The 17,815-nt window shown below is 68.6% G+C and carries 18 protein-coding genes and 1 pseudogene; 11 read left to right on the top strand and 8 right to left on the bottom strand.

The features are described 5' to 3' along the window. Window positions 1–22 precede the first annotated feature (22 nt). Window positions 23–529 carry a hypothetical protein gene (locus OG472_RS01545; protein WP_405940708.1) on the top strand — a complete coding sequence of 169 codons (507 nt, stop codon included), beginning with the start codon at window positions 23–25 and terminating at the stop codon, window positions 527–529. Between the two features lie 90 nt (window positions 530–619). Here the strand turns inward: OG472_RS01545 and OG472_RS01540 are convergent. Further along, window positions 620–814, bottom strand: a pseudogene (locus tag OG472_RS01540) (transposase); the annotation flags it as partial. Between the two features lie 44 nt (window positions 815–858). Between OG472_RS01540 and OG472_RS01535 the strand changes: the two are divergent. The 3 genes from OG472_RS01535 to OG472_RS01525 all read left to right on the top strand — a co-directional run bounded on the left by OG472_RS01535 (window position 859) and on the right by OG472_RS01525 (window position 3,106). Then, a complete protein-coding gene (locus tag OG472_RS01535; RefSeq protein WP_405940707.1) occupies window positions 859–1,470 on the top strand; it encodes a hypothetical protein in 612 nt (203 codons plus the stop codon). A gap of 569 nt (window positions 1,471–2,039) precedes the next feature. Then, window positions 2,040–2,786: a hypothetical protein gene (locus OG472_RS01530; protein ID WP_405940706.1), complete on the top strand. Its 747-nt coding sequence runs from the start codon at window positions 2,040–2,042 to the stop codon at window positions 2,784–2,786. An 11-nt stretch (window positions 2,787–2,797) separates the two neighbouring features. Continuing rightward, entirely contained in the window at window positions 2,798–3,106 is a 309-nt protein-coding gene (locus OG472_RS01525; RefSeq protein WP_405940705.1) for a hypothetical protein, read from the top strand. A gap of 436 nt (window positions 3,107–3,542) precedes the next feature. Here OG472_RS01525 and OG472_RS01520 read toward each other — a convergent pair whose 3' ends face one another. After that, window positions 3,543–3,809, bottom strand: coding sequence for a hypothetical protein (locus OG472_RS01520; protein WP_405940704.1), 267 nt, complete (start codon window positions 3,807–3,809; stop codon window positions 3,543–3,545). Window positions 3,810–4,376: 567 nt separating this feature from the next. Here OG472_RS01520 and OG472_RS01515 point away from each other — a divergent pair. After that, window positions 4,377–4,601 carry a hypothetical protein gene (locus OG472_RS01515; protein ID WP_405940703.1) on the top strand — a complete coding sequence of 75 codons (225 nt, stop codon included), beginning with the start codon at window positions 4,377–4,379 and terminating at the stop codon, window positions 4,599–4,601. Window positions 4,602–5,150: 549 nt separating this feature from the next. Here OG472_RS01515 and OG472_RS01510 read toward each other — a convergent pair. Next, window positions 5,151–5,381 carry a hypothetical protein gene (locus OG472_RS01510; protein ID WP_405940702.1) on the bottom strand — a complete coding sequence of 77 codons (231 nt, stop codon included), beginning with the start codon at window positions 5,379–5,381 and terminating at the stop codon, window positions 5,151–5,153. Window positions 5,382–5,608: 227 nt separating this feature from the next. Here OG472_RS01510 and OG472_RS01505 point away from each other — a divergent pair, with 227 nt between their 5' ends. Continuing rightward, window positions 5,609–8,011, top strand: coding sequence for an MFS transporter (locus tag OG472_RS01505; RefSeq protein ID WP_405940701.1), 2,403 nt, complete (start codon window positions 5,609–5,611; stop codon window positions 8,009–8,011). Window positions 8,012–8,059: 48 nt separating this feature from the next. Here OG472_RS01505 and OG472_RS01500 read toward each other — a convergent pair whose 3' ends face one another. Continuing rightward, complete coding sequence (locus tag OG472_RS01500) at window positions 8,060–8,257, bottom strand: hypothetical protein (protein ID WP_405940700.1); 198 nt, start codon at window positions 8,255–8,257, stop codon at window positions 8,060–8,062. 97 nt (window positions 8,258–8,354) lie between these two features. Then, entirely contained in the window at window positions 8,355–9,515 is a 1,161-nt protein-coding gene (locus OG472_RS01495) for a helix-turn-helix domain-containing protein (RefSeq protein WP_405940699.1), read from the bottom strand. A 261-nt stretch (window positions 9,516–9,776) separates the two neighbouring features. On the opposite strand from OG472_RS01495, the gene OG472_RS01490 reads away from it, so the two are divergent. The 4 genes from OG472_RS01490 (at window position 9,777) to OG472_RS01475 (ending at window position 13,435) form a co-directional block, all read left to right on the top strand. Further along, window positions 9,777–10,001: a hypothetical protein gene (locus OG472_RS01490; RefSeq protein ID WP_405940698.1), complete on the top strand. Its 225-nt coding sequence runs from the start codon at window positions 9,777–9,779 to the stop codon at window positions 9,999–10,001. A gap of 883 nt (window positions 10,002–10,884) precedes the next feature. Next, window positions 10,885–11,757 (top strand): hypothetical protein, encoded by an 873-nt coding sequence (locus OG472_RS01485; protein WP_405940697.1) that lies wholly within the window; start codon window positions 10,885–10,887, stop codon window positions 11,755–11,757. Between the two features lie 478 nt (window positions 11,758–12,235). Further along, window positions 12,236–12,805: a hypothetical protein gene (locus OG472_RS01480; RefSeq protein ID WP_405940696.1), complete on the top strand. Its 570-nt coding sequence runs from the start codon at window positions 12,236–12,238 to the stop codon at window positions 12,803–12,805. 195 nt (window positions 12,806–13,000) lie between these two features. Beyond that, entirely contained in the window at window positions 13,001–13,435 is a 435-nt protein-coding gene (locus tag OG472_RS01475) for a DUF732 domain-containing protein (protein ID WP_405940695.1), read from the top strand. Between the two features lie 1,312 nt (window positions 13,436–14,747). On the opposite strand, the gene OG472_RS01470 is transcribed toward OG472_RS01475, so the two are convergent. Continuing rightward, window positions 14,748–14,924, bottom strand: a complete 177-nt coding sequence (locus tag OG472_RS01470) for a hypothetical protein (RefSeq protein ID WP_405940694.1) — start codon at window positions 14,922–14,924, stop codon at window positions 14,748–14,750. Window positions 14,925–15,330: 406 nt separating this feature from the next. Here OG472_RS01470 and OG472_RS01465 point away from each other — a divergent pair, with 406 nt between their 5' ends. Next, a complete protein-coding gene (locus OG472_RS01465; protein ID WP_405940693.1) occupies window positions 15,331–15,573 on the top strand; it encodes a hypothetical protein in 243 nt (80 codons plus the stop codon). Between the two features lie 86 nt (window positions 15,574–15,659). Here the strand turns inward: OG472_RS01465 and OG472_RS01460 are convergent, their stop codons facing one another. Both OG472_RS01460 and OG472_RS01455 read right to left on the bottom strand, forming a co-directional pair. After that, complete coding sequence (locus OG472_RS01460; RefSeq protein ID WP_405940692.1) at window positions 15,660–16,046, bottom strand: hypothetical protein; 387 nt, start codon at window positions 16,044–16,046, stop codon at window positions 15,660–15,662. Window positions 16,047–16,107: 61 nt separating this feature from the next. Continuing rightward, on the bottom strand, window positions 16,108–17,403 hold the full coding sequence (locus OG472_RS01455; protein ID WP_405940691.1) for a hypothetical protein: 1,296 nt from the start codon (window positions 17,401–17,403) through the stop codon (window positions 16,108–16,110). Window positions 17,404–17,815 lie beyond the last annotated feature (412 nt).

The raw sequence follows: 17,815 nt of genomic DNA, 5'->3' as shown, positions 1-17,815 counted from the left end.
GCCGACGGGTACGCTCCCGCCCGTGAACGATCTTCGGGTGGGGGCGTCCGTAGTTGCGGGCGGGCTGGTCTTCGGCACGCTCACCGTCATGGGTGGCTGGTGGGCCCTCAACGGCGGGATCTACGGCTGCACCGCCGCGGACGCGGCACTGCAGGAGCCGATGGCCGCCCAGGTCCGGACGCTCGGCACCCCGCAAGGAGCGCAGGCCGACGGCGGGTCCTACTCCGGCTGCGACGACGACGACCGCTTCGCGTACGTCGGCCGGGGGTACACCGAGCCCGCCCACCGAGCAGACGTCATCGCCTACTACCGGGCGGCCGCCACCCGCAACGGCTGGCTGCCGGCACCGCCCGAGCTGGACGAACCCGCCCGGCACCACGACCCAGACGGCGAACGGATCGGCCTCTGCTTCACCAAGCAGATCGACGGCGCCACCTCCCATCTCGCCGTGTCCTGGGCATTCGACGGGGAGCAGGGCTACACGGTGGAGGCCCGGGCGAGCCAGAGCGGCGGCTCCTGGTGTCCGTGAGCCCGGCCCAGGGCGACGGCGGTGGTTTTGCCCGCCGGGGCGTACACCCGCCTCGTGCCGACAGCCAGGACCGCGCCCTTAGACCGTGTCCTATGTGGTGAGGCGGACGAGGCGTTTGTAGCAGCAGATGGCCGCGGCGAGGCCGAGGAAGGCCGGGTAGTTGCGGGGGTGGCGTTCGTAGCGGTGGTTGAGTCGGCGGTAGCCGGTCAGCCAGGACATGGTCCGCTCGATCACCCACCTGCGGCGCCCGAGTCGTTCCGAGGACTCGATGCCTTTGCGGGCGATAGTTCCTGGGGCGCTATGCGGACGCCCGCTCAGGGCCGTTCGCGATGTACCCGCGCCGCCCCGAGCACGCCGCACTCCGGCTGAGCATCGGGTGGCACCAGGCCGGAGGCCCTCTACGTTCAAGCGCCGGCTACAAGGACGGGGATCGGATCGCCCGGCCGGCCGGCTACCTCGCCGCGCTGCTCACCACCCACGAGTGCGACCACCCGAACTGCGAAGCCGGCGTGTTCCTCAACACCGGCGAGGAGTGCAACACCTGCCAGTACCGAGCCGCGGAGCGGATCGCCCAGGCGAAGGCCGCGCAGCTCCTCGCCGAGCAGCAGGTGCGCGCTGCGGCCGCAGCAGAGCTCCGGGCCCGGCAGTTGGCGGACGAGCGGGACCAGGCGCACGGGGAAGCTCTGGAGGAGAACGTGCGCCGCGACGGGGCCGCCGCCCGTCGGGCAGCTCGGGAGGCGGCCGCGGCCGCCGAGGCTGAGGAGACCGCCCGCCTCCGCGCCGAACTCGCCGAGCAGTTCGCCGCGCTGGACGCCGCCGGTCCCCGGCCGGTTGTCCCTGGCCCGCTCCGACCCGCCCACGATCAGACCGCAGAGGCCGAGGCCTTCCCGGACGAGGACGACCCGTTCGCCCCCAACCTTCGAGGACGAGCCCGTTTCTGACGGCCCCGTGCCGGACGCCAACACCGATGTCCCGGAGCAGCCCGGGGCCCCGTGGTCGCTGTCGAGCCCGAACGCCCTGTACGAGGCGGGGAGTCTGGCGGAGGCGGCGGCGCTGCCCTGGCGTAAGACGGTCCAGGTCAGCGGTGAAGCGGGGCGTCGCCTCGTTCGTGCACACGGTGAACTGCTCCACGAACGGGCCTTGCCGCGGTCGGCCTCGCGGCTGAGGACGTGGTGACCGAGCGGCAGGCCGAACTTCTCCGGGGAGCGACGGCACCCGGACGACCGGATTGTGCGCGAGCTCCTGGAGTGCGAGCCGCCTGTGACGTTGGGTTCCGAAGAGGCAGGTGACGGCGGTTCAGGCGGGTGGGTGGGGCCGCCCGTTCCGAGCTGGCGGGATCCCGTACTCGGGCGGGCAGCCGTCCGGCGCGAGGCCGTCGCTGGCCAGGATCGGCCGCAGCCCGCGCCGACATGGCGTGCACGGGTGAGGCCCAGTGTCCGGTTCTTCGGGGGCAGTACCACCGGCCGCAAACATCGACGGACCGTCTCACGGCGCCGGTACGCTTGTCGGTATGACGACGGTGGAGCAGAGGGACCGAGACGCGCGTCGCGCGATCTCGATCCTTACTTCTGCTCCGGGTCAGGAATTGGCCGACTCCGCGTACCGCCGCCTCGTGCTCGACGTCTATCAGGACGCGCTTCGGGCGTCTGGGATCCTGACCGAAACCCTCGTGCAGAGGCCGGGCCGAGTGACCCGCTTGGGCGTGATGTGGTCCGGCCAGTCGCGCCTGACCTCAGTTCTTGAGGCGCTTCGGCTCGGTTCGGTGCCCGAGGACGTCCATGATGCGTTCGGCGTGCTCTTGGGCGAGGCCTTCGGTGAGGTTTCGCAGGCGCGAGTCGATGAACTTCGGTGGGCCGAGTACGAGGACGAGCGGCCCGCGAAGGGGGCCGGCGGTCCGGAGATCTTCGGCGCGTATGTGCTGTCGGCGGGGCTGCTGTCACAGACCGTCGACGATGTGCCGCCGACGAGCAGCTTCGGCTGGCGCGAACGCGAAGCAGGGCCCCTCGCCGTCTTCCACGTAGCGGAGTTCGGCGACCTTGCTGCGCTTGCGGACATGATCGCGGTGTGGCGCGCTGACCTCCTGCTGGCCATTCAGCGGTGGTTGTCTCCGGCGGCGTACGAGTACGTCGACCATGGGCCGCCGCTCGCGTGCTCGCCGTGCGGTGTGATCCGGATGGCTTCGCCCGAGGTTCCTCGTGGGCCGGAACTCGGTCTCCAGCTCGATGCCTCCAGCCCTTTCTGGGTGCTGGCTGCCTGATCTCCGATCGGGTGCTGCGCCCGTTCATCGATGTGGAGATCAAGTTGAAGAGCATCATCGACGCGGTCATGTCGCTGGCCGCGGAGTACCCGATCGTGGCGGCCGTGGCCGTCGGAGTGGTCCTGGTGGTCGTGGTGCCGCCGGTCGTTAAGCATCTGGGTGTGCTGGTGCGGGAGTACTGGGCGCCCAAGGTGGCGCGGCTGCGTCGGAAGTTCGGACAGGTGTGCCGGCGGATCAGCGACCGGCTTGGGACGGAGGACGAGGCCTCTGCGGAGGTGGTGTCCGGGGAGGACGTCCGTCGTCTGCCTGAGAGGGTTTGAGCCGAAACGTCGGCTGGGCGGGCCCGCAGGGGCCCGCCCAGCCGAGGACAGGGGGTCCAGCGGGAACCATGACGGCCGCTACCGCACCCCGACGATCAGCCACCGGGCCGACGCCAGCGCCCTGGAAGATTCCGTGCTGCTCCTGGACTGGCACGCGGGACGGACGCGGCTACCAGCGGCAGGAGTACGTCGGGTCCTCCACCGGTTGACCCTCGTTCCAGCGCGATCCCGGGCCGCCATTCTCAGGTGGCGGCCCGCACTGCTGCGCTCACTCCTCGCCGGGATCAGGGCTCCAGATCGCGGGGCCGCCGCGTCACTCGATCAGCAGTGCCCGGCCCCGCCTGAACGCGGAGCCGGGCGGCCGGTACCCGGTCACCGCGACCACCTGATGGAGGACTCCGTGGCCTTTCCGGCCTTACCGGCGAGCTGGTGGAAATTACAAGAAGTGGATTGTCTCCAGGTCGCCACCCGGGCTCCGTCGTACGTGAATGGAGCCCCCTTCTTCGATGGCTTCCATCAGGTAGGTGTATGTCTGGATGGCCCGGTTGATGGTGTCGGTCTTGGAGTCCTTGGTGATCTCCACGGCGCGGTCAAGGGCTTCTGCCGACCTTGGGGTGAGGTTCAGTGTGACGCGCTCAAGTGCAGGCCCCCGGCGGCCAGGCTTTCCAGGGTCCGGGGACGAGGCCTCAAGGGAAGTGGCCACGAATCTCTCCTAGCAGAGTCTTTGCTGGTCCGGGCTGCTGCGCTGGACGGTGGGCAACCCCGGCTGTTCAAGACGCTACTACTTCCACCTGCTATACCGCCATACGTTCGCTGATTAAAGAGAGGCTAAAGACAGTACGAGATCAGCTTTCGATACGCGGAGTATCAACTAGTTGACTGTATGAAGTAATGCCGAAGTACCCGTTTAATCCGCCCGCAGGGGCGGTACCGTGGGAGCACTCGGCGCTGCATCTAGACGAGCCGCACTCACGGAAGGCCCACGCCAATGCCTTTTGGTGTTCGACTCCCGCACGACGGCTCGGCGACACGTGAGCTGACCCAACGTCCCGTGGAACTGTCTGACCCTCCAACCCCCCGGGCTGATGTTGTCCCGCTGCAGAGCGCGCGTCCGGGAAACGGTTCTCTGTACCGGCTCCGCGGGCGTCTGGGCGTTCACTCGGATCTGACCGCGGAAGAAGACGCTCCTTCTGCACGGGCTGACCTGCCTCCGATGACGCTCCAGGGAACGCAGACAAATGAGGTGTCCTTCAGGCTTGGCACGGCCTCGGTGACATCTGCCACGACATCGTCGGAGACGTCCTACCTCGGGATTCTCAGCGGTCTTCGACGTAACGGGATCTGGGGCACCGGCCTTTCGTTCGTGGTCCCGCTCACCCTGCCCAAGCTCCCCCTGTGGGGGATGGTCCCGATTTCCGTTGGGGTCTTCGTCATCTTCAACGTCGTGCTGCCGACTGCGGCCTACTACCTGGCCAAGAGCCACGGGACCGTCTAGACCCCGTAACACCTTGAGCGACGCGACTTCCTCGATTCCGGCGGAAGCGCGTTGCATTGAGAACACCGTCGAACGATCTTCCTGACCACAACACCAGGGTCCTCCTGGTCCTGCTGCCGGCTAAGGAGACCCGCGAGACTGTTCACGGCCGCGCCGTCGTCCTGGCGCTGGGCAAGCCGCCCCCGCCCCGGGTCCCGGGAGAGTTCCACCGGAAGGGGGCTTCGCGGTTACGCGTACAGGGGGACCGGGAGTTGTTCCGGAGGCAGGGTCGGAGTTGGCCCCCCCTTCCGGCGATCATGAATGTATGTGCAGGTCAGACCCCGTGGGCAAGCCTGTCGAGTGCGCCGACACCTCTACCTGCGACAGCCAGGGAGAGGTTCCGTGTTTCGACGGGCAGGGCGGCGGGGCGCTCGCGCCCCGCACACGCCGACCTGGCCCTTCCCGCCCCTGGCCGTACAGCCGGTGTCGCGCCGCTCTGCACCGCACGCGGCATGGGCACCCGGTAGTCCTCTGTGTACTCGGGTGCCCGTGCACGTGTGGACACCTGTGTCAGCGCCTGCGGATCGTGATGGCGACACCGATCGCGGTGGCTAGGGCGGCGCCGACTCCGCCGACGGCCGCGATCGGGGCGGTCAGCGCGGGGTGGGCCACGCACAGGTAGCCGGTGGCGCCCAGGACCAGGACGGTGACGAGGACCAGGAGCAGGGTCTGCAGCGGGTCCGGGGCCGGCTCTTGGGGGGACGGCTGGCGGGGCTCGGGCTGCGGTTCTTCGGTGGACATGAGAGTTCCCTCCCGTCGGGGCCTGCGGACGGGCCGCGGGCCAGGCTGAGCGCTATGGCTTCAGCGTTGGGCGGGAGCGGATCTTGCAGGAGTGGGAACGGGCGGTTTCCGGCCAATCGGCAATATTCGGCCGTCGTGAACGGGGCGTTCCCGTGCTGTCACCGGATGCACGACAATCGGGCAACTGCGCTGTTAGGAGACAGTGCTGGCCGGCTGAAAGACAGGCGATGGACGAACCTGAGGTGACGCCTGCGGCCGCGTACGCGGCCGCCTTGCGGAAGATCGTGGATCGCTACCGTGCCGCCGGCGGGAAGCAGCAGGAGATTGCTGCCGCCGTGCATGTCTCCCCTGGAACGCTCTCCCGGTACCTGAGCGGACAGCGCACCGCTTCACGCGCGACGCTCCACGGCTTACGGACTTTCCTCGAGGGGCAGGAGCCGCCTCTGGCGGATGTCGACTGGGAGGAGCTGGACGCCCTGTGCGGCCAGGCGCACGCTGCCAGCGGTTCCCCGGCCGTCCAGCTCGCTCAGCTGAAGGAAGAACTCGCCCGTGTGCGCGAGGAGCTCGCTCGTGTCCGCGAAGAACAGGAACAGGAGCACCATATCGCCGAGGAACGCCTGGCCGCGCTGGAGGAGCAGGCTCTCGACCTCGCCGACCAGCTGAGGCAGGCCCTGGACCGCGCGCAGACCGCGGACGGAGAACTCAACCTCCTCCAGGACCGGGTCGCCGAGCAGGACGAGAGCCTGCGCCACGCCCGCGACTACATCCGCGGAATGGAAGCAGAACTCACCCGGCAGCAGGAACAGGCACTGGAGCGCGCACAGGCGGCGGACAGCGAACGCAACCGTCTTCAGGACCGGGTCGCCGAGCAGGACGAGAGCCTGCGCCACGCCCGCGAATACGTCCGCCGGATGGAAGCGGAACTCGCCGGGCAGCAGCAGGAGGCGAGTGGGCTCCTGCGGGAGGTCGGTGTGCTGCGTGAGCAGAACCGCCGGCTCATCGAAGAGCAGCAGGCCGTTTCCGCCCCGGAAACGCAGAGCGGACCCCAGTTCTCTCCCGAGTATGCCCACCTCGCCGGCGGTTCCCACGGTGACCAGGCCGCAGCAGCCGAAGAAGTCGCCAAGGGGTGGGAGCAGCAACCACAGCACCCCAAACGGAATCCACTGCCCGGAGGCGAGACGAGTCCTCCGTCCAGGCCGACCGGGCTCTCCCGCGCCGAGGCGCGGGCCGTCATGCGCGCCCCGTCGACGGCCTGGGTCGTGGTGGCGGTTGTGGTCGTGGCGTTGTGCGCGTACACGGCCGTCACGGTCGTCCTCGCGGTGCCCGCGGTCGGTGAGGACATGACCTCGACGCTGGGTCCTGCGGCCTCGATGGTCACCTGCAACCTGCTGGCGGCGGCCTTCGCCGGATTGTCGGGCAGGCTCGGCGTCCTGCGGTACGGGCCCAGGCTGATCCTGCCGGCGGGTCTGCTCCTTCTGGCGATCGGGTCGCTGGTCGCCTCCTGGAGCCCGGCGTACGACATGTGGGCGCCCCGCCCGGCAGTCGACTGGTCGGTCGACTGGGCAGCGGTCCAGCTACTGACGGGCTGCGCGCTGCAGGGCCTCGGCGAGGGACTGTGCGCGGCCGTCGCCGGCGCCGTGCTCGCCGCCCCCTACTGGTACCCCGGGCCGGGCAAGAAGACGAAGCAGGCCGTAGCGGCAGGCACCGCGATCGCCGTCACGGCATCGGGACTGCTCCTCTCCACCTGGGTATGGCGCATCGCGTTCCAGGTCCCGGCCGTCATCGCCCTCCTGCTGCTCCTCGCTCTGCCCTTCCTGCCCTCCTTCAAGCCCATGCCGCTGCTCGACGACATCTACGGACCGGACTTCCGCGTGCCGGCGCTGGTGGCAGGCGCCCACACCGCGTTCGTTTGCGCCATCGCACGGACGCCCACCGACGGCTGGTGGTCCCCTGGCGTGGTAGCCCTGACGGCTCTCGCCGTGAGCATGCTGGCCAAGGCCTCACGGCGGCTCCACAGGACCGCGATCGGGCAGCCTCTCAACCGGATTGGCGGGCCACCGCTGTTCTGGGCGTGGGTGAGCGGTGCCGTGCAGTGCACGGCCTGGCTCTACTGCACCCTCGCACTGCAACAGGTCTTCGGCCACGAGGCATGGACAGCGGCTGCCCTGCTCCTGCCCGCCGTGTCGCTGGCAGCGCTCACCGTCTTCCCACGGTCCTTCTCCACCCGCTTGCGGACGCCGGCCCGGATCATCGGCTTCCTCGCCACGGCCGCCGGCCTGGTGTGGCTGTCCACCGGCCTGTCCAACCATGGCGCCTTCCCCACATTCAGCCTGGTGGGGGCGCTGGCGCTCGTAGGGGTCGGCACCGCCGTCCTGCGCTGCCCGCCGAACGGGCTCAGGGAGGGAGCACAACGGGCGTTCGACGCGCATACGAAGTACAGCGGAGCACTCGCCGTAGCCCTCACCACAAGCCTGATCACCGCCCACACCCGCGCCAAAGCTGACGGATACGACACGGTTCTCATCGTCTGCGCCGAGGTAGCCGTCGTGGCCGCCCTGGTGGGCGTGGGCCGGGCACGCCGACTCAAGAAGTCTCCCGAGCCTGGACGTGCGCCAGAGACTCGGCCCTGACAGAAGCCCCGCGTGAAGAGCTGTAGGTGCCCTCGGAGGAGGCTGTGTTCAGCGGTCCGTCCGTTCCGGCCCGGTGCCCAGCCGGCGGCGGGCCGTCCCGGGCGCGGGCTGCTCGGCAGCCGCCTGCGGGAGATCCTGTTGCTCGGCGTGCGCCAGTTCGGCGGCGAGACGGCCGCGCAGGCCTGGGGCAGGCGGGGTGTCAGTGGTGGGGCGGGGGCCGGTGCCCAGGGGGCGGCGCTCGATCATCCGCCCAGTGTGGCCCTGCCGTTCCCACTGGGAACACTCGGGCCTGCGGAACCCGAACAACCCTCCGAAGGCGGGGTCCGCCCGTGTACCGCGGGGGTTACAGCAGTCCCACGATGTCGGCGAGCCAGTGTCCGAGGCCGTCGGTGTCGAGGATGAAGGGGGTGATGACCGACGCGGCGAGGAGCAGGGGCCCGCCGATGCCCACGAAGCCTTCCAGAACGTCGGGGGCCCAGCGGTTCTTCACGTACTTCTCAGCGAGCACGAAGACGTGCCCGTAGCACATCGCCGATACGAAGAGACCGATCACGGCGGCGAGGACGAGCTTCCAGACACTGGGGCCGGGGGAGGCTTGGAGGCCCGCGGCGAATGCGGTTCCGAGCACGCAGATCACGGCTGTCAGGACCAGGCCTACGAGGGTGTCGAGGACGGGTGAGTACCGTGCCGCCTTCGGGGCTGGGCCGAGCGGCGGCGCGGTGAATCTCCCGAACCCCTCGTAGCTCTGCTGACGGTCGCGGGAGCCGTCGCCGAGGCCTGCACGTGACCGTTCCCGGGCGAGCCGCACCTCTTCCTGCGCGATCCGCTCCTGTCGATGGTGGCGCGCCGCGAGGGTGGCTTCGAAGTTCGTGTCCTGCGTTGACGTCCCGGGAACGCGATGCTGTTCTTCGGCAAGGCGGCGGTTCTGCTCGCGCAGGACGCCGACTTCCTGCTGCAGTTGGCGGGCCTGCTCGCGTTGCTGGGCGAGTTCGGCCTCTGCCAGGTGGATGTAGTCCTGGGCATGGCGCAGGCTCTCGTCCTGCTCGGCAACACGGGCCTCCGCGGCCTGGGCGCGTTCCAGCGCCTCTTCCAGCTGATCGGTGAGACGGGCCGCCCGCGCTTCCAGTCCGTTCAGACGCTCCTCGGCGACCTGCTGCGCCTGTTCCTGTTCGCCGCGCAGGCGGGCCAGCTCTTCCCTCAGCTGGGCGAGCTCGACGGCCGGGGATCCGCTGGCGGCGTGCGCGTGTCCGCACAGCGCGTCCAGGTTCTCGTACTCCTCGGGCGTCCAGGGCTTGCCCTGCTGGTCGAGGTAGTCCCGCAGGGAGGCGAGGAATTCGCGGGGAGCGACGCGCTCACCCTTCAGGTAGCGGGAGAGGGTGGCCGGAGCCACATTCAGGGCCCGGGCGATGTCTCTCTGGGTCCCGCCCGCGGTGATGAAAACGGCGAGCCCCTCGCGCAGAGCTGCCGCGTACAAGCTGGCCGCGCTCTGTCCCCGTGCCTCCATCGCCAGCCCCTCCGGCCTGCGGACACCGCCTTGGAACGGCGCTGGTGACCGATTGTCACGCATGCGTTGACACACCGGAAACGGTTCGACGGAAGCGGTGACGAACGACGTGACCGGAAGGCCGAATGTTGCCGATTTGCCGGGAACCACGTTCCCCCTCCTGCAAGATCATCCACTGCCCCAACCTGAAAGCAGCGCGCGAGTTCTGCTCCGCGCCCGGCCCGCGGACCGTCCGCAGGCGCTCACGGGAGGGGAACCCCAATGCCCACCAACGACCAGCAGCCCCAGCCCCAGCAGCCGGCCCCGCGAGGGCCGGACCCGGTGCAGACGCTGCTCCTGGTCCTCGTTGTCGTCCTGATCCTGGGCGGCACGGGCTACGTGTGCGTGGCCCACCCATCCCTGACCGCCCCGATCGCAGCGGTCGGCGGGGTCGGCGCGGCCTTGGCCGCAGCGTTCGGTGTCGCGGTCGCGCTCCGCAGGCGATGACGTGGCCTCAGGCCGGACACCTGTACCTGCGAAGGGCGGCTCACCCACCGTGTGGGGGAGCCCCGACCCACAGTTCTATGGCGTGCGCTTGAGCCACAGGCCCGGGTGTTCCCAGTGGGAACACCCGGGCCGGGCCCACGGGTCCGGCCGCCCCTCCGCTGGCCGGGCCCACATGTGGGAGCTGGGTGGTGTTACCGGCGGCGTAGGAAGTACGGCACCACCAGGGCCAGCACTGCCGCGTACAGGGCGCCCGTAGCGCGCGGTGGCCGCCGGGTCGGCCCAGGACAGCGCCAGTCGTACGAACAGCCCCGCGCCGAGGGCGAAGACGCCGCCCAGGCCCAGGAGAAGGAGCAGGAAGAGGACGTCCCGCTGTGGGTTTCGCCCGGCCGCGCGTGCGGGTAGCAGACCCGGTGTCGGCATTCAAGCGGGACTGGGCCGAGGCAATGCGACGGGTATTCAGTGCCTGTTTCTGAGCCTAAGCAGGCCAGCGGCGTTGAGCCGGGAGTCCGGTGAACCGCACCCGTTTCGCAGAACGGTCACCGTGACGGAAGAGCGAACGGAAGTCCTGGTTCGTCTGTGGCAGGTGCAGCATTCACCGCGGTCACCGCCGCCCAAGGGCCCGCTTGACGGCCGCGAATCACTCCCAGAGCTGCCTGGATCGAGGTCTGCCGGCCAGGGTTCAGACAGGCAATAAGGCCGCGGCCCTGTCGGCGCTGTCAGCCGGATGGTGCGGCTCGGCGTGCGGTCGGAGGGTGTGACTGGTCACATTGTGATCATGCCCGATTCCGACGGCGGCGGACGGCGGCGCCCGCCGGGGCGCCGGGGACCGCGCGTGCGTGTACGCCGGGTGGACCGGCAGTCACAGCCGGGGCCCCCACGGTGGATGTCCTTCCTCGACAAGGCTGCGTACATCCTCGCGCCAGGGACCATCGTCATCGGCTTGCTCTACTTCTACGGCAGCACCTACACGGACACGTACTACTCCTTCTTCGGGGTGCCACCGGGCGACCTCCAGTTCTCCGTACAGGGTTACTTGGCCAACAGCCCGCAGGCGATCTTCTACCCGGTGTGTTTCCTGTTTGCCGTTGGCCTGGCCCTGCTAACGCTGCTGTTCACGATTGAACATGTGCTGGCAGGTCCCCGGAACGTAGCCCGGCGCCGCGTGGTGGCCCGGTTGTTCATGTACCCCAGCCTGGTCATCCTGCTGCTGACCCCCTGGGTGTCCTCAGAGTGGCTCCTGGTGGGAGCACGGGGTCCGGCCTCGGTGGGGGAAGCGCGTGGGCTGTGGGCACCACTAGCCGTAGCGCTGGGAGCCACGCTGTACCTGTTCGGTCTCCGGCTGAGGCCCGGAGACCGGCGTTCCCCGGACAAACGGGTACCGACGGTCAGGCGGTTGTGGCTCGTCACCGCGGTGATCCTCGTCGGGACCGTGGGGGCAGCCCTGTTTGTGTTCGTGGCCCGCTACGCGACGGCCGCCGGCCGGAGTGATGCCGCCTTCGACGCGGGCAAAGGATTCAGGGGCAACCCAGGTGTTGTTATCTACTCGCGGGTGAAGATCGCCCATGGGGTTCCGGGGATCACCTCCACGGACAGCGGCAGCGGAGGCAGCCCCTACCGCTTCCGCTACACCGGCTTTGTCGCCCTTGCAAAAACGCCGACCCGCGTCTATCTCGTCCCCCGCGACTGGAAGTCCGGACAAGTGGTGCTCGTGCTGCCGGACGATGGCACCTTCCGGGCTGAGATGAGGCCAGTCTGAGTGCCTGCCCGAACCCTGGTCGGCAGAATGCTGCACCTGCCACAGACGAACCAGGACTTCCGTTCGCTCTTCCGTCACGGTGACCGTTCTGCGAAACGGGTGCGGTTCACCGGACTCCCGGCTCAACGTCGCTGGCCTGCGTAGACAGGGTTCAGAAACAGGCACTGATGCCGGTTCGTCGAGGGTCAGGCCGCTGTTGGCTATGCAGCCGTTGAGGGTGTTGGGCCGGTATTGAAGGCGTTTGAGTGGGTTGCGGACGAGGGTTTCGAGGCGGTCGAGGGCCATGAGGGCGAGGTTGGCCAGGCTGAAGTCAGTAACGCAACGGTCCGCAGCGTGAAAGTTCCATCACGGCTGACAGAGAAGGCCCCACATAGCAACGCCCGCCCGAACTGCAGCCCGGGCGGGGCACCGTAACCGGGCGTAGCCTGAAGTAGACCTCGGGGTTCACTACGCCGATCGTCCGGCTTAGGCGGCCACAATGTCTGCGCTCAAGAACCCGCTGCGCGGGATATCCACCCTCTCCGCCCTGGCGATCACGCTACTTCTGGGGACGCTAGCCACAGCACCTCCAGCCGCCGCCTGGGCATCAGAAGGCGCGCTCGGCCAAGTCGGCGCCGTCACACCTCCAGCGGTCAGCGTCTCCGACATCGGCTTCTACCCCCAGGCACTGACACTCACATTCAACAGCAGCGTCGGGCCAATCGTGCAACGCAGCCCCGCCACTACAGACGCTCAGAACGTCATATCCTTCTACCTTGTTGAACGCTGGACAGGCTCAACCTGGGCCACCGTCACCAGTCAGCGCCACGTCGTCCGAATCGAAGCAAACCAGAACACAGCCAAGTTCCCTGCTGTCTTCATCCAGCCCAAATCGGGGACTGGAGACTACCGATTCATCTTCGGCGTGCACTGGTTCTCCGACGGGCAAAGCGTCTCCCTCGGAGACCAGATGCTGGTGCCGAACGGTGCATCCGACCTGGTATGCGTCACCACCCGACGGCCCTGCACACAATATGCCGGCCACATCACTATCGGCCCGATCAAGTAAGCCGACGAGGATCATCCCTTCCTCTGACTTGATACCGCAGCCTCGATCTGCATCTGACTCCGGGCCTGAACGCTACGTCTCTGGCTGCTGGTAGAGCTGATTTTCCGTCCTGAGCCATCGGTGCAAACGTTCCCTGTGTGAGGGGTGATTGTGATGTCACGATCCCAGTTGAGCCGGGCTATCGTCACTGTTGCGATGACGATCGGCGTGTTGGCTCTAGCGTCTTCGAACGTGCTCGCTGGACCACCAGCGAATTACGACTCCACAGCCGAGACCTCCATGAGTGGTGCCTACGGCCTCCTCAGTCCATCCAGCATCAGAACGGACGAATGCGGCCTACCCGGTGCTTTGCCGGGGATCTTCCGATGCGACAGCCAGAAAACAGAAATTGACGGCGACCTCTACTACAACCAGGACTTCATCAACAAGTTCCGCAACCGCCTCCCGTACACCACGTTGGACAACAACCAGATCGCAAACGCGGGTCACTTCATCTGCAAGGCCGTGGAGTTGAACGGCGAGAGTGCGGTGGTGCAGCAACTGCAGAACCAAGGTTGGAGCTGGAACGATGCGACCTGGGTCGTGGGCACCAGCGAGAACTTCTTCTGCCCATCGATGCGCGGGCGGTGACGTAGTTATTCCCGGCTCGTAGCCATCCTGGTCCTCGGCGGGACGGTGCGTGGGAGCAGCTGCGGCTTTCTCGCGATTTACTGACTTCGGCTTGTCAGGGTTGATGCTGGGGCGGCGACCGCTATGAAGCCGTCGAGGGTGTCGTACTGGAGGCGTTTGAGCCGGTTCCGGTCGGCTGGGCGTCTGGCGCTGCAATCGGCTCCTGCCCGACACATTGAGTCGCATGACTCGGCGATGTCGACCTCGGGGTCGCTTCGGGCTCTCTGGTGGCGGCTGGCGACGCGAGCGCGTCCAGCACTGCAACTCCTTCCCGTAGCCATCAAACGTGGGAGGAGCACCGGTACAGCCGATAGGACGACGTTCCCCCTTACCGCCTGCATGGGTGGGCACCGGCCAGTACGCGTCAGGTTACTGTCAGCCTCTTCCTCTAACCGCGTGGCAACGGATTACGCTCAGACCAGACGGTCGTGAACAGGCGGTCACTGGTGACGGACGGTGCGATGGCAGCCGAGGCCCTTCGCCACCGTAAGGCCTCTCGTTCCCCCGGTAAAGGGCAACAGATCTGCGCGAGAGTTATTTCGAGAACGCTGCCACTGAAGGGTGATGCCTGATGGAGGTTGCTACTTTGGTGGTGGCGCTGGTGGCGCTAGCTATCTCCTATTTGGCTCTGGTTTATACCGCTAGAGCTCGAGTGCGGGTATTCCTGGTGGGGAATAACCAGCTCGCCAGAGGGCAGATGACCGTGGTTATATTTCGGGTAACCATGCGAAGTCATCTTAAGAGAAGCGCTGCCGACATGCGCATCTATGTGAATTTTCCTCCAGGTGTAGATCCGACGGTAATCCGCCACGGATCTGCTATGGAGCTATCTAATGCGAACTCGCGCCCAGGAAAAGGAGGGGGCAAGTATCTAACTGCCACCAATATGCGCGTATCTAATCGTGAACCCGTTAAGTATGAGGAGTTGGCGGTAGAGGTGATGGTTCCTCATCAGGCGCAGACTGGGCGATATAGAGGGTGGGTAACTGTGTTTGCGCACGGATCGGCGGATGATTGCGGAATCGACATTTTCCATTTCTGGGTTCTCCCATAATTTGCCGAACTGGTGCGTACCTTCGACTTCTTGCGACCGATATAAACGGAGGCGTCCAGTAGGAGGATGGGAACGGCCGGTAGCGCGGCTGGAGGCGCACGGCCGCAACCGCCGCACACCCGGAGTCGTCCACCTCGGGCCGCTCGAAGACCCTGGCCATGATCGTTGCGCCGTCATCGGCGGCCGCTGTACGTCAACCGGTTCACGTACGCCGGAGGGTCAGCTGCTGCCGTTGCCTGGGCCGAGGGTGCGCCGGCCCGCAGCGCGCAACTGCTCGACTGCGGGTTCGTCCGGGGGCAGGGTCTGGGTCCCCTCGGCCGCGAGCCGGGCACGGCGGGGCTCGGGGGTGTCGGTGGGGATACGGGGGCCTGTACCCAGCGGGCGGCGGGTGATCACCTGAACAGTGTCCCGTGTCGGGCTCTGCCGCCGTTGACCGGGGCTGAGTTTCGCGCTGGGTCATGCGCGTGACTTGTGCGGTCAGCAGTGACGGGCCGACCAGCATGACGGCGCCGGTGCCCCGAGGTTCGGCCGATGGGTGATTGGAAGCCGGGCCGACTCAGGGCACTAGGGTGATTAGCCCGATTCGCTCTCGGCTGCGCGCATGGTGATTGCGGCAGATGCGCGGCACGTCCCGCAGCACGCCGGTGGCGCGCCGACAGCCGTGGAGTCGTGAGGTTGCGCGGCTAACCCCTCTCTCCGCGACTGTCCTGTCTGTCCGTCACCGGGCTGCGCAGGCAGTACGGCGGTGGGCGTGCAGCGCCTCGTCTGCGGAGGGTCCGCAGACGTCTCGGGAGGGAACCTCATGTCCACCGTTACCGATCCGCAGCCCCAGACCCCGCAGCAGCACCCGCAGCCGTCGCAGCCGGCCACGGATCTCCGCGCGCTCGTGACGCTGTGCCTGTTCGTCGTCGTCCTGGTTCTCGCGATGGTCGGCTACGTGTGCGTCGCCCACCCGTCGCTCACCGGGCCGATTGCGACGGTGGCGACGGTGGCCGGGGTTCTGGTCGCGGCGGTCGGCGTCGCGGTCGCCGTCCGCCGGCGCTGACCGTGGCCCGGCAACGGGCCTGCTCGTGAACGACAAACGCCCTGCCCGGATTTCCGGGCGGGGCGTGCGAGTTTGCAGGTCAGGGCCTACTCCTCGGCGTCGAGGATGTCGAGTGCGCGCGGGACGCCGTCCCCGCTGCTCCAACTGGGGTGCGGGAAGGCGGGAGGGGCGTCCTCCTCCGCCCACGCGACGGCGCCCGGTACGGCTGCAGGGTCCTCGCCGACCGCGAGCGCGTCGAGCTGGGCGGTGATGGCGTCGAGGTCGAGGAGGCCGGCGGCGTAGGCCTCGAGGAACAGCCCGACGGCGTGGGAGATCGAGACCTCGTCCTGACCAGCGCGTTTCTTGCCCGCCTCCCACACGGTCCCGGCCACGTTCACCGCCCTGACGACCTTCTCGTCGGTGAGTTTCCGTTCGGTGGGCCGGCCGGTCCCGGCGGGATACGTCTTGGGGACCTGGCGGGGTGCGGTGGCCATGCGGGCGTCGCCTCTCGTCTCGGGCGCGGACCGTATCAGGCCCACGCCCCCACCCTACCCCTTAACTTATATAACTTCTCGGTTTTGACGTCCTTCGGGAATGCTGGGCGAGGTCGGGTGGCCAGGGTCGGCGCCAGGGCGGCGACGCTCCCACCCCCGCCGATGTGCCCGGCGCAACCGAACGCGGGGCGAACGTACTTGTATAACTTCTTGGTTTTTTGGGGACTGGCCTGAGGCGCGGCGGCGTGGCCAGTGCCTCGGCCTCGGCGGCGGCGTGCTCGCAGGCGTCCGCCAGGAGGGCGGCGCGGTGGGCGAGTTCCGCCGCGCGGTGGGCCGGGAGGGCCGCGCCGGCCTCGGCGGCGTCGCTCGCCTCCCACCCGATGCGCATCCACAGCTCCTGAGCCACTGCGCCGCGGCGCAGGGCGGTCCGGGCGAGTTCCCGGATCCGGGGGAGGGCCGGCGCGGCCCACCCGGGGGTGGTGGTCTCGGGGGTGTCGGTCCACCGGACGGTCGGCCCCTCAAGCGAGGCTCGCGCGGCTTGAACGGCCCGTCCGGCGCGCACGGCACGCAACGCGTGTCCGTCCGCTACGTGCTTCCACTCGGCGACGGTCCGACCGTGGTGACGGTCCGGGACCGTCACGGGCGCGATGCCGACCGAGTACGGGACCACGGGTACCGCGGTGGGACGCTGGGCGGCGGCCGTGGCGCGCTCTGCCCGGACGCGGTGACGAGTCTCGGCCGCGCGCTGGTCCGCGCACCGTACGAGGTGGGCGGCCGCGGAATCCCGGTCCGCATGCTCGGTGGGCCGAGCATCCCGTCCGGGCGTGATCGCGTACCAGTGGCGCCCCGACTCCCGGACGCGGCCGGCCACGTGTCCGTCGACGTGCACCACCCGGCCGCCGAGTTCACCCGTGGGCAGACCGAAGCTGTATCGGTCACTCGCCCCGGTCGTCGTGGCCACGGCGGCCGGAGCGTCCCGCACGGACTCCTCCTCCGCGCGCACCGCCTCCTCCGCGGCGTGGTCCGCGGCCGCGGCCGCAACCATGGCGTGCGCGGTGTGCAGCCGCTCCAAAGCCTCGCGCATCGCGGTCTCTCCGCCGTAGCGCTGCGCGGAGACGTGCAGGGCCTGCGCGGTCGCCAGCTGCCCGCGCGCGGCCTCCAGCCGCACCTCGGCCTGCTGCACCCGGTCAACCGGTCCCGTGACCGCCCACGCGTGGACGGGCTTCGCGGCGTGGCCGGTGGTGTGCAGCCACGCGACGTACGCCGCGGAGAAGTCGTCACCCGTCCAGTTCTTCTCCGCCCACCCCTCGAACGCGTGCGAGATCGTACGGCCCTCCTCCTCGCGCGCCTCCGCCACTCCTCGGCACCGCGCAGCACCCGGTGCCGGCGGTTGTCCTCGATGCAGTCCGCGGCGTACTGCCGCTCCTCGGCATCCATGGCGAGCACGGGCAGCGCGCTGACCGGGACTCCGGCGCGCTGCGCGGCGTGTTCGGCGCACATGAGCCGGCCGTCCCGACGGGTGCCCACGAGGTACAGGCGGACCCCGTACGCGTCACAGAAGCCGTTGAAGCCGTCCGCCACCGGGACGCAGCAGTCGCCGACGTCGACAGGTTCCGGCATCCCCGGGATGACCGCCGTCCGCACCTCGGCGGGGATCACGTCCGCCAGCGTGAGCTCCACCTGACCCTCGACGGGCTCCATCCGGAGGCTGTACTGGCCACCGGTACCGCCGTCCTCGCCCCACCCGGCAAGATCACGGTTCCGAGTCA

The organism is Streptomyces sp. NBC_00207 (assembly GCF_045160965.1).
In the GTDB taxonomy this organism is placed as follows: Bacteria; Actinomycetota; Actinomycetes; order Streptomycetales; family Streptomycetaceae; genus Streptomyces.
Note: the sequence above shows the minus strand (reverse complement) of the source record. Positions and strands in the feature narration are given on the sequence as shown.

Coding starts and splice junctions, on each gene's coding strand:
- OG472_RS01535 (WP_405940707.1), top strand. CDS start 859: ATGTACCCGCGCCGCCCCGAGCACGCCGCACTCCGGCTGAGCATCGGG.
- OG472_RS01530 (WP_405940706.1), top strand. CDS start 2,040: ATGACGACGGTGGAGCAGAGGGACCGAGACGCGCGTCGCGCGATCTCG.
- OG472_RS01510 (WP_405940702.1), bottom strand. CDS start 5,381: ATGTCCACCGAAGAACCGCAGCCCGAGCCCCGCCAGCCGTCCCCCCAA.
- OG472_RS01505 (WP_405940701.1), top strand. CDS start 5,609: ATGGACGAACCTGAGGTGACGCCTGCGGCCGCGTACGCGGCCGCCTTG.
- OG472_RS01500 (WP_405940700.1), bottom strand. CDS start 8,257: ATGATCGAGCGCCGCCCCCTGGGCACCGGCCCCCGCCCCACCACTGAC.
- OG472_RS01495 (WP_405940699.1), bottom strand. CDS start 9,515: ATGGAGGCACGGGGACAGAGCGCGGCCAGCTTGTACGCGGCAGCTCTG.
- OG472_RS01490 (WP_405940698.1), top strand. CDS start 9,777: ATGCCCACCAACGACCAGCAGCCCCAGCCCCAGCAGCCGGCCCCGCGA.
- OG472_RS01485 (WP_405940697.1), top strand. CDS start 10,885: ATGTCCTTCCTCGACAAGGCTGCGTACATCCTCGCGCCAGGGACCATC.
- OG472_RS01480 (WP_405940696.1), top strand. CDS start 12,236: ATGTCTGCGCTCAAGAACCCGCTGCGCGGGATATCCACCCTCTCCGCC.
- OG472_RS01475 (WP_405940695.1), top strand. CDS start 13,001: ATGACGATCGGCGTGTTGGCTCTAGCGTCTTCGAACGTGCTCGCTGGA.
- OG472_RS01465 (WP_405940693.1), top strand. CDS start 15,331: ATGTCCACCGTTACCGATCCGCAGCCCCAGACCCCGCAGCAGCACCCG.
- OG472_RS01460 (WP_405940692.1), bottom strand. CDS start 16,046: ATGGCCACCGCACCCCGCCAGGTCCCCAAGACGTATCCCGCCGGGACC.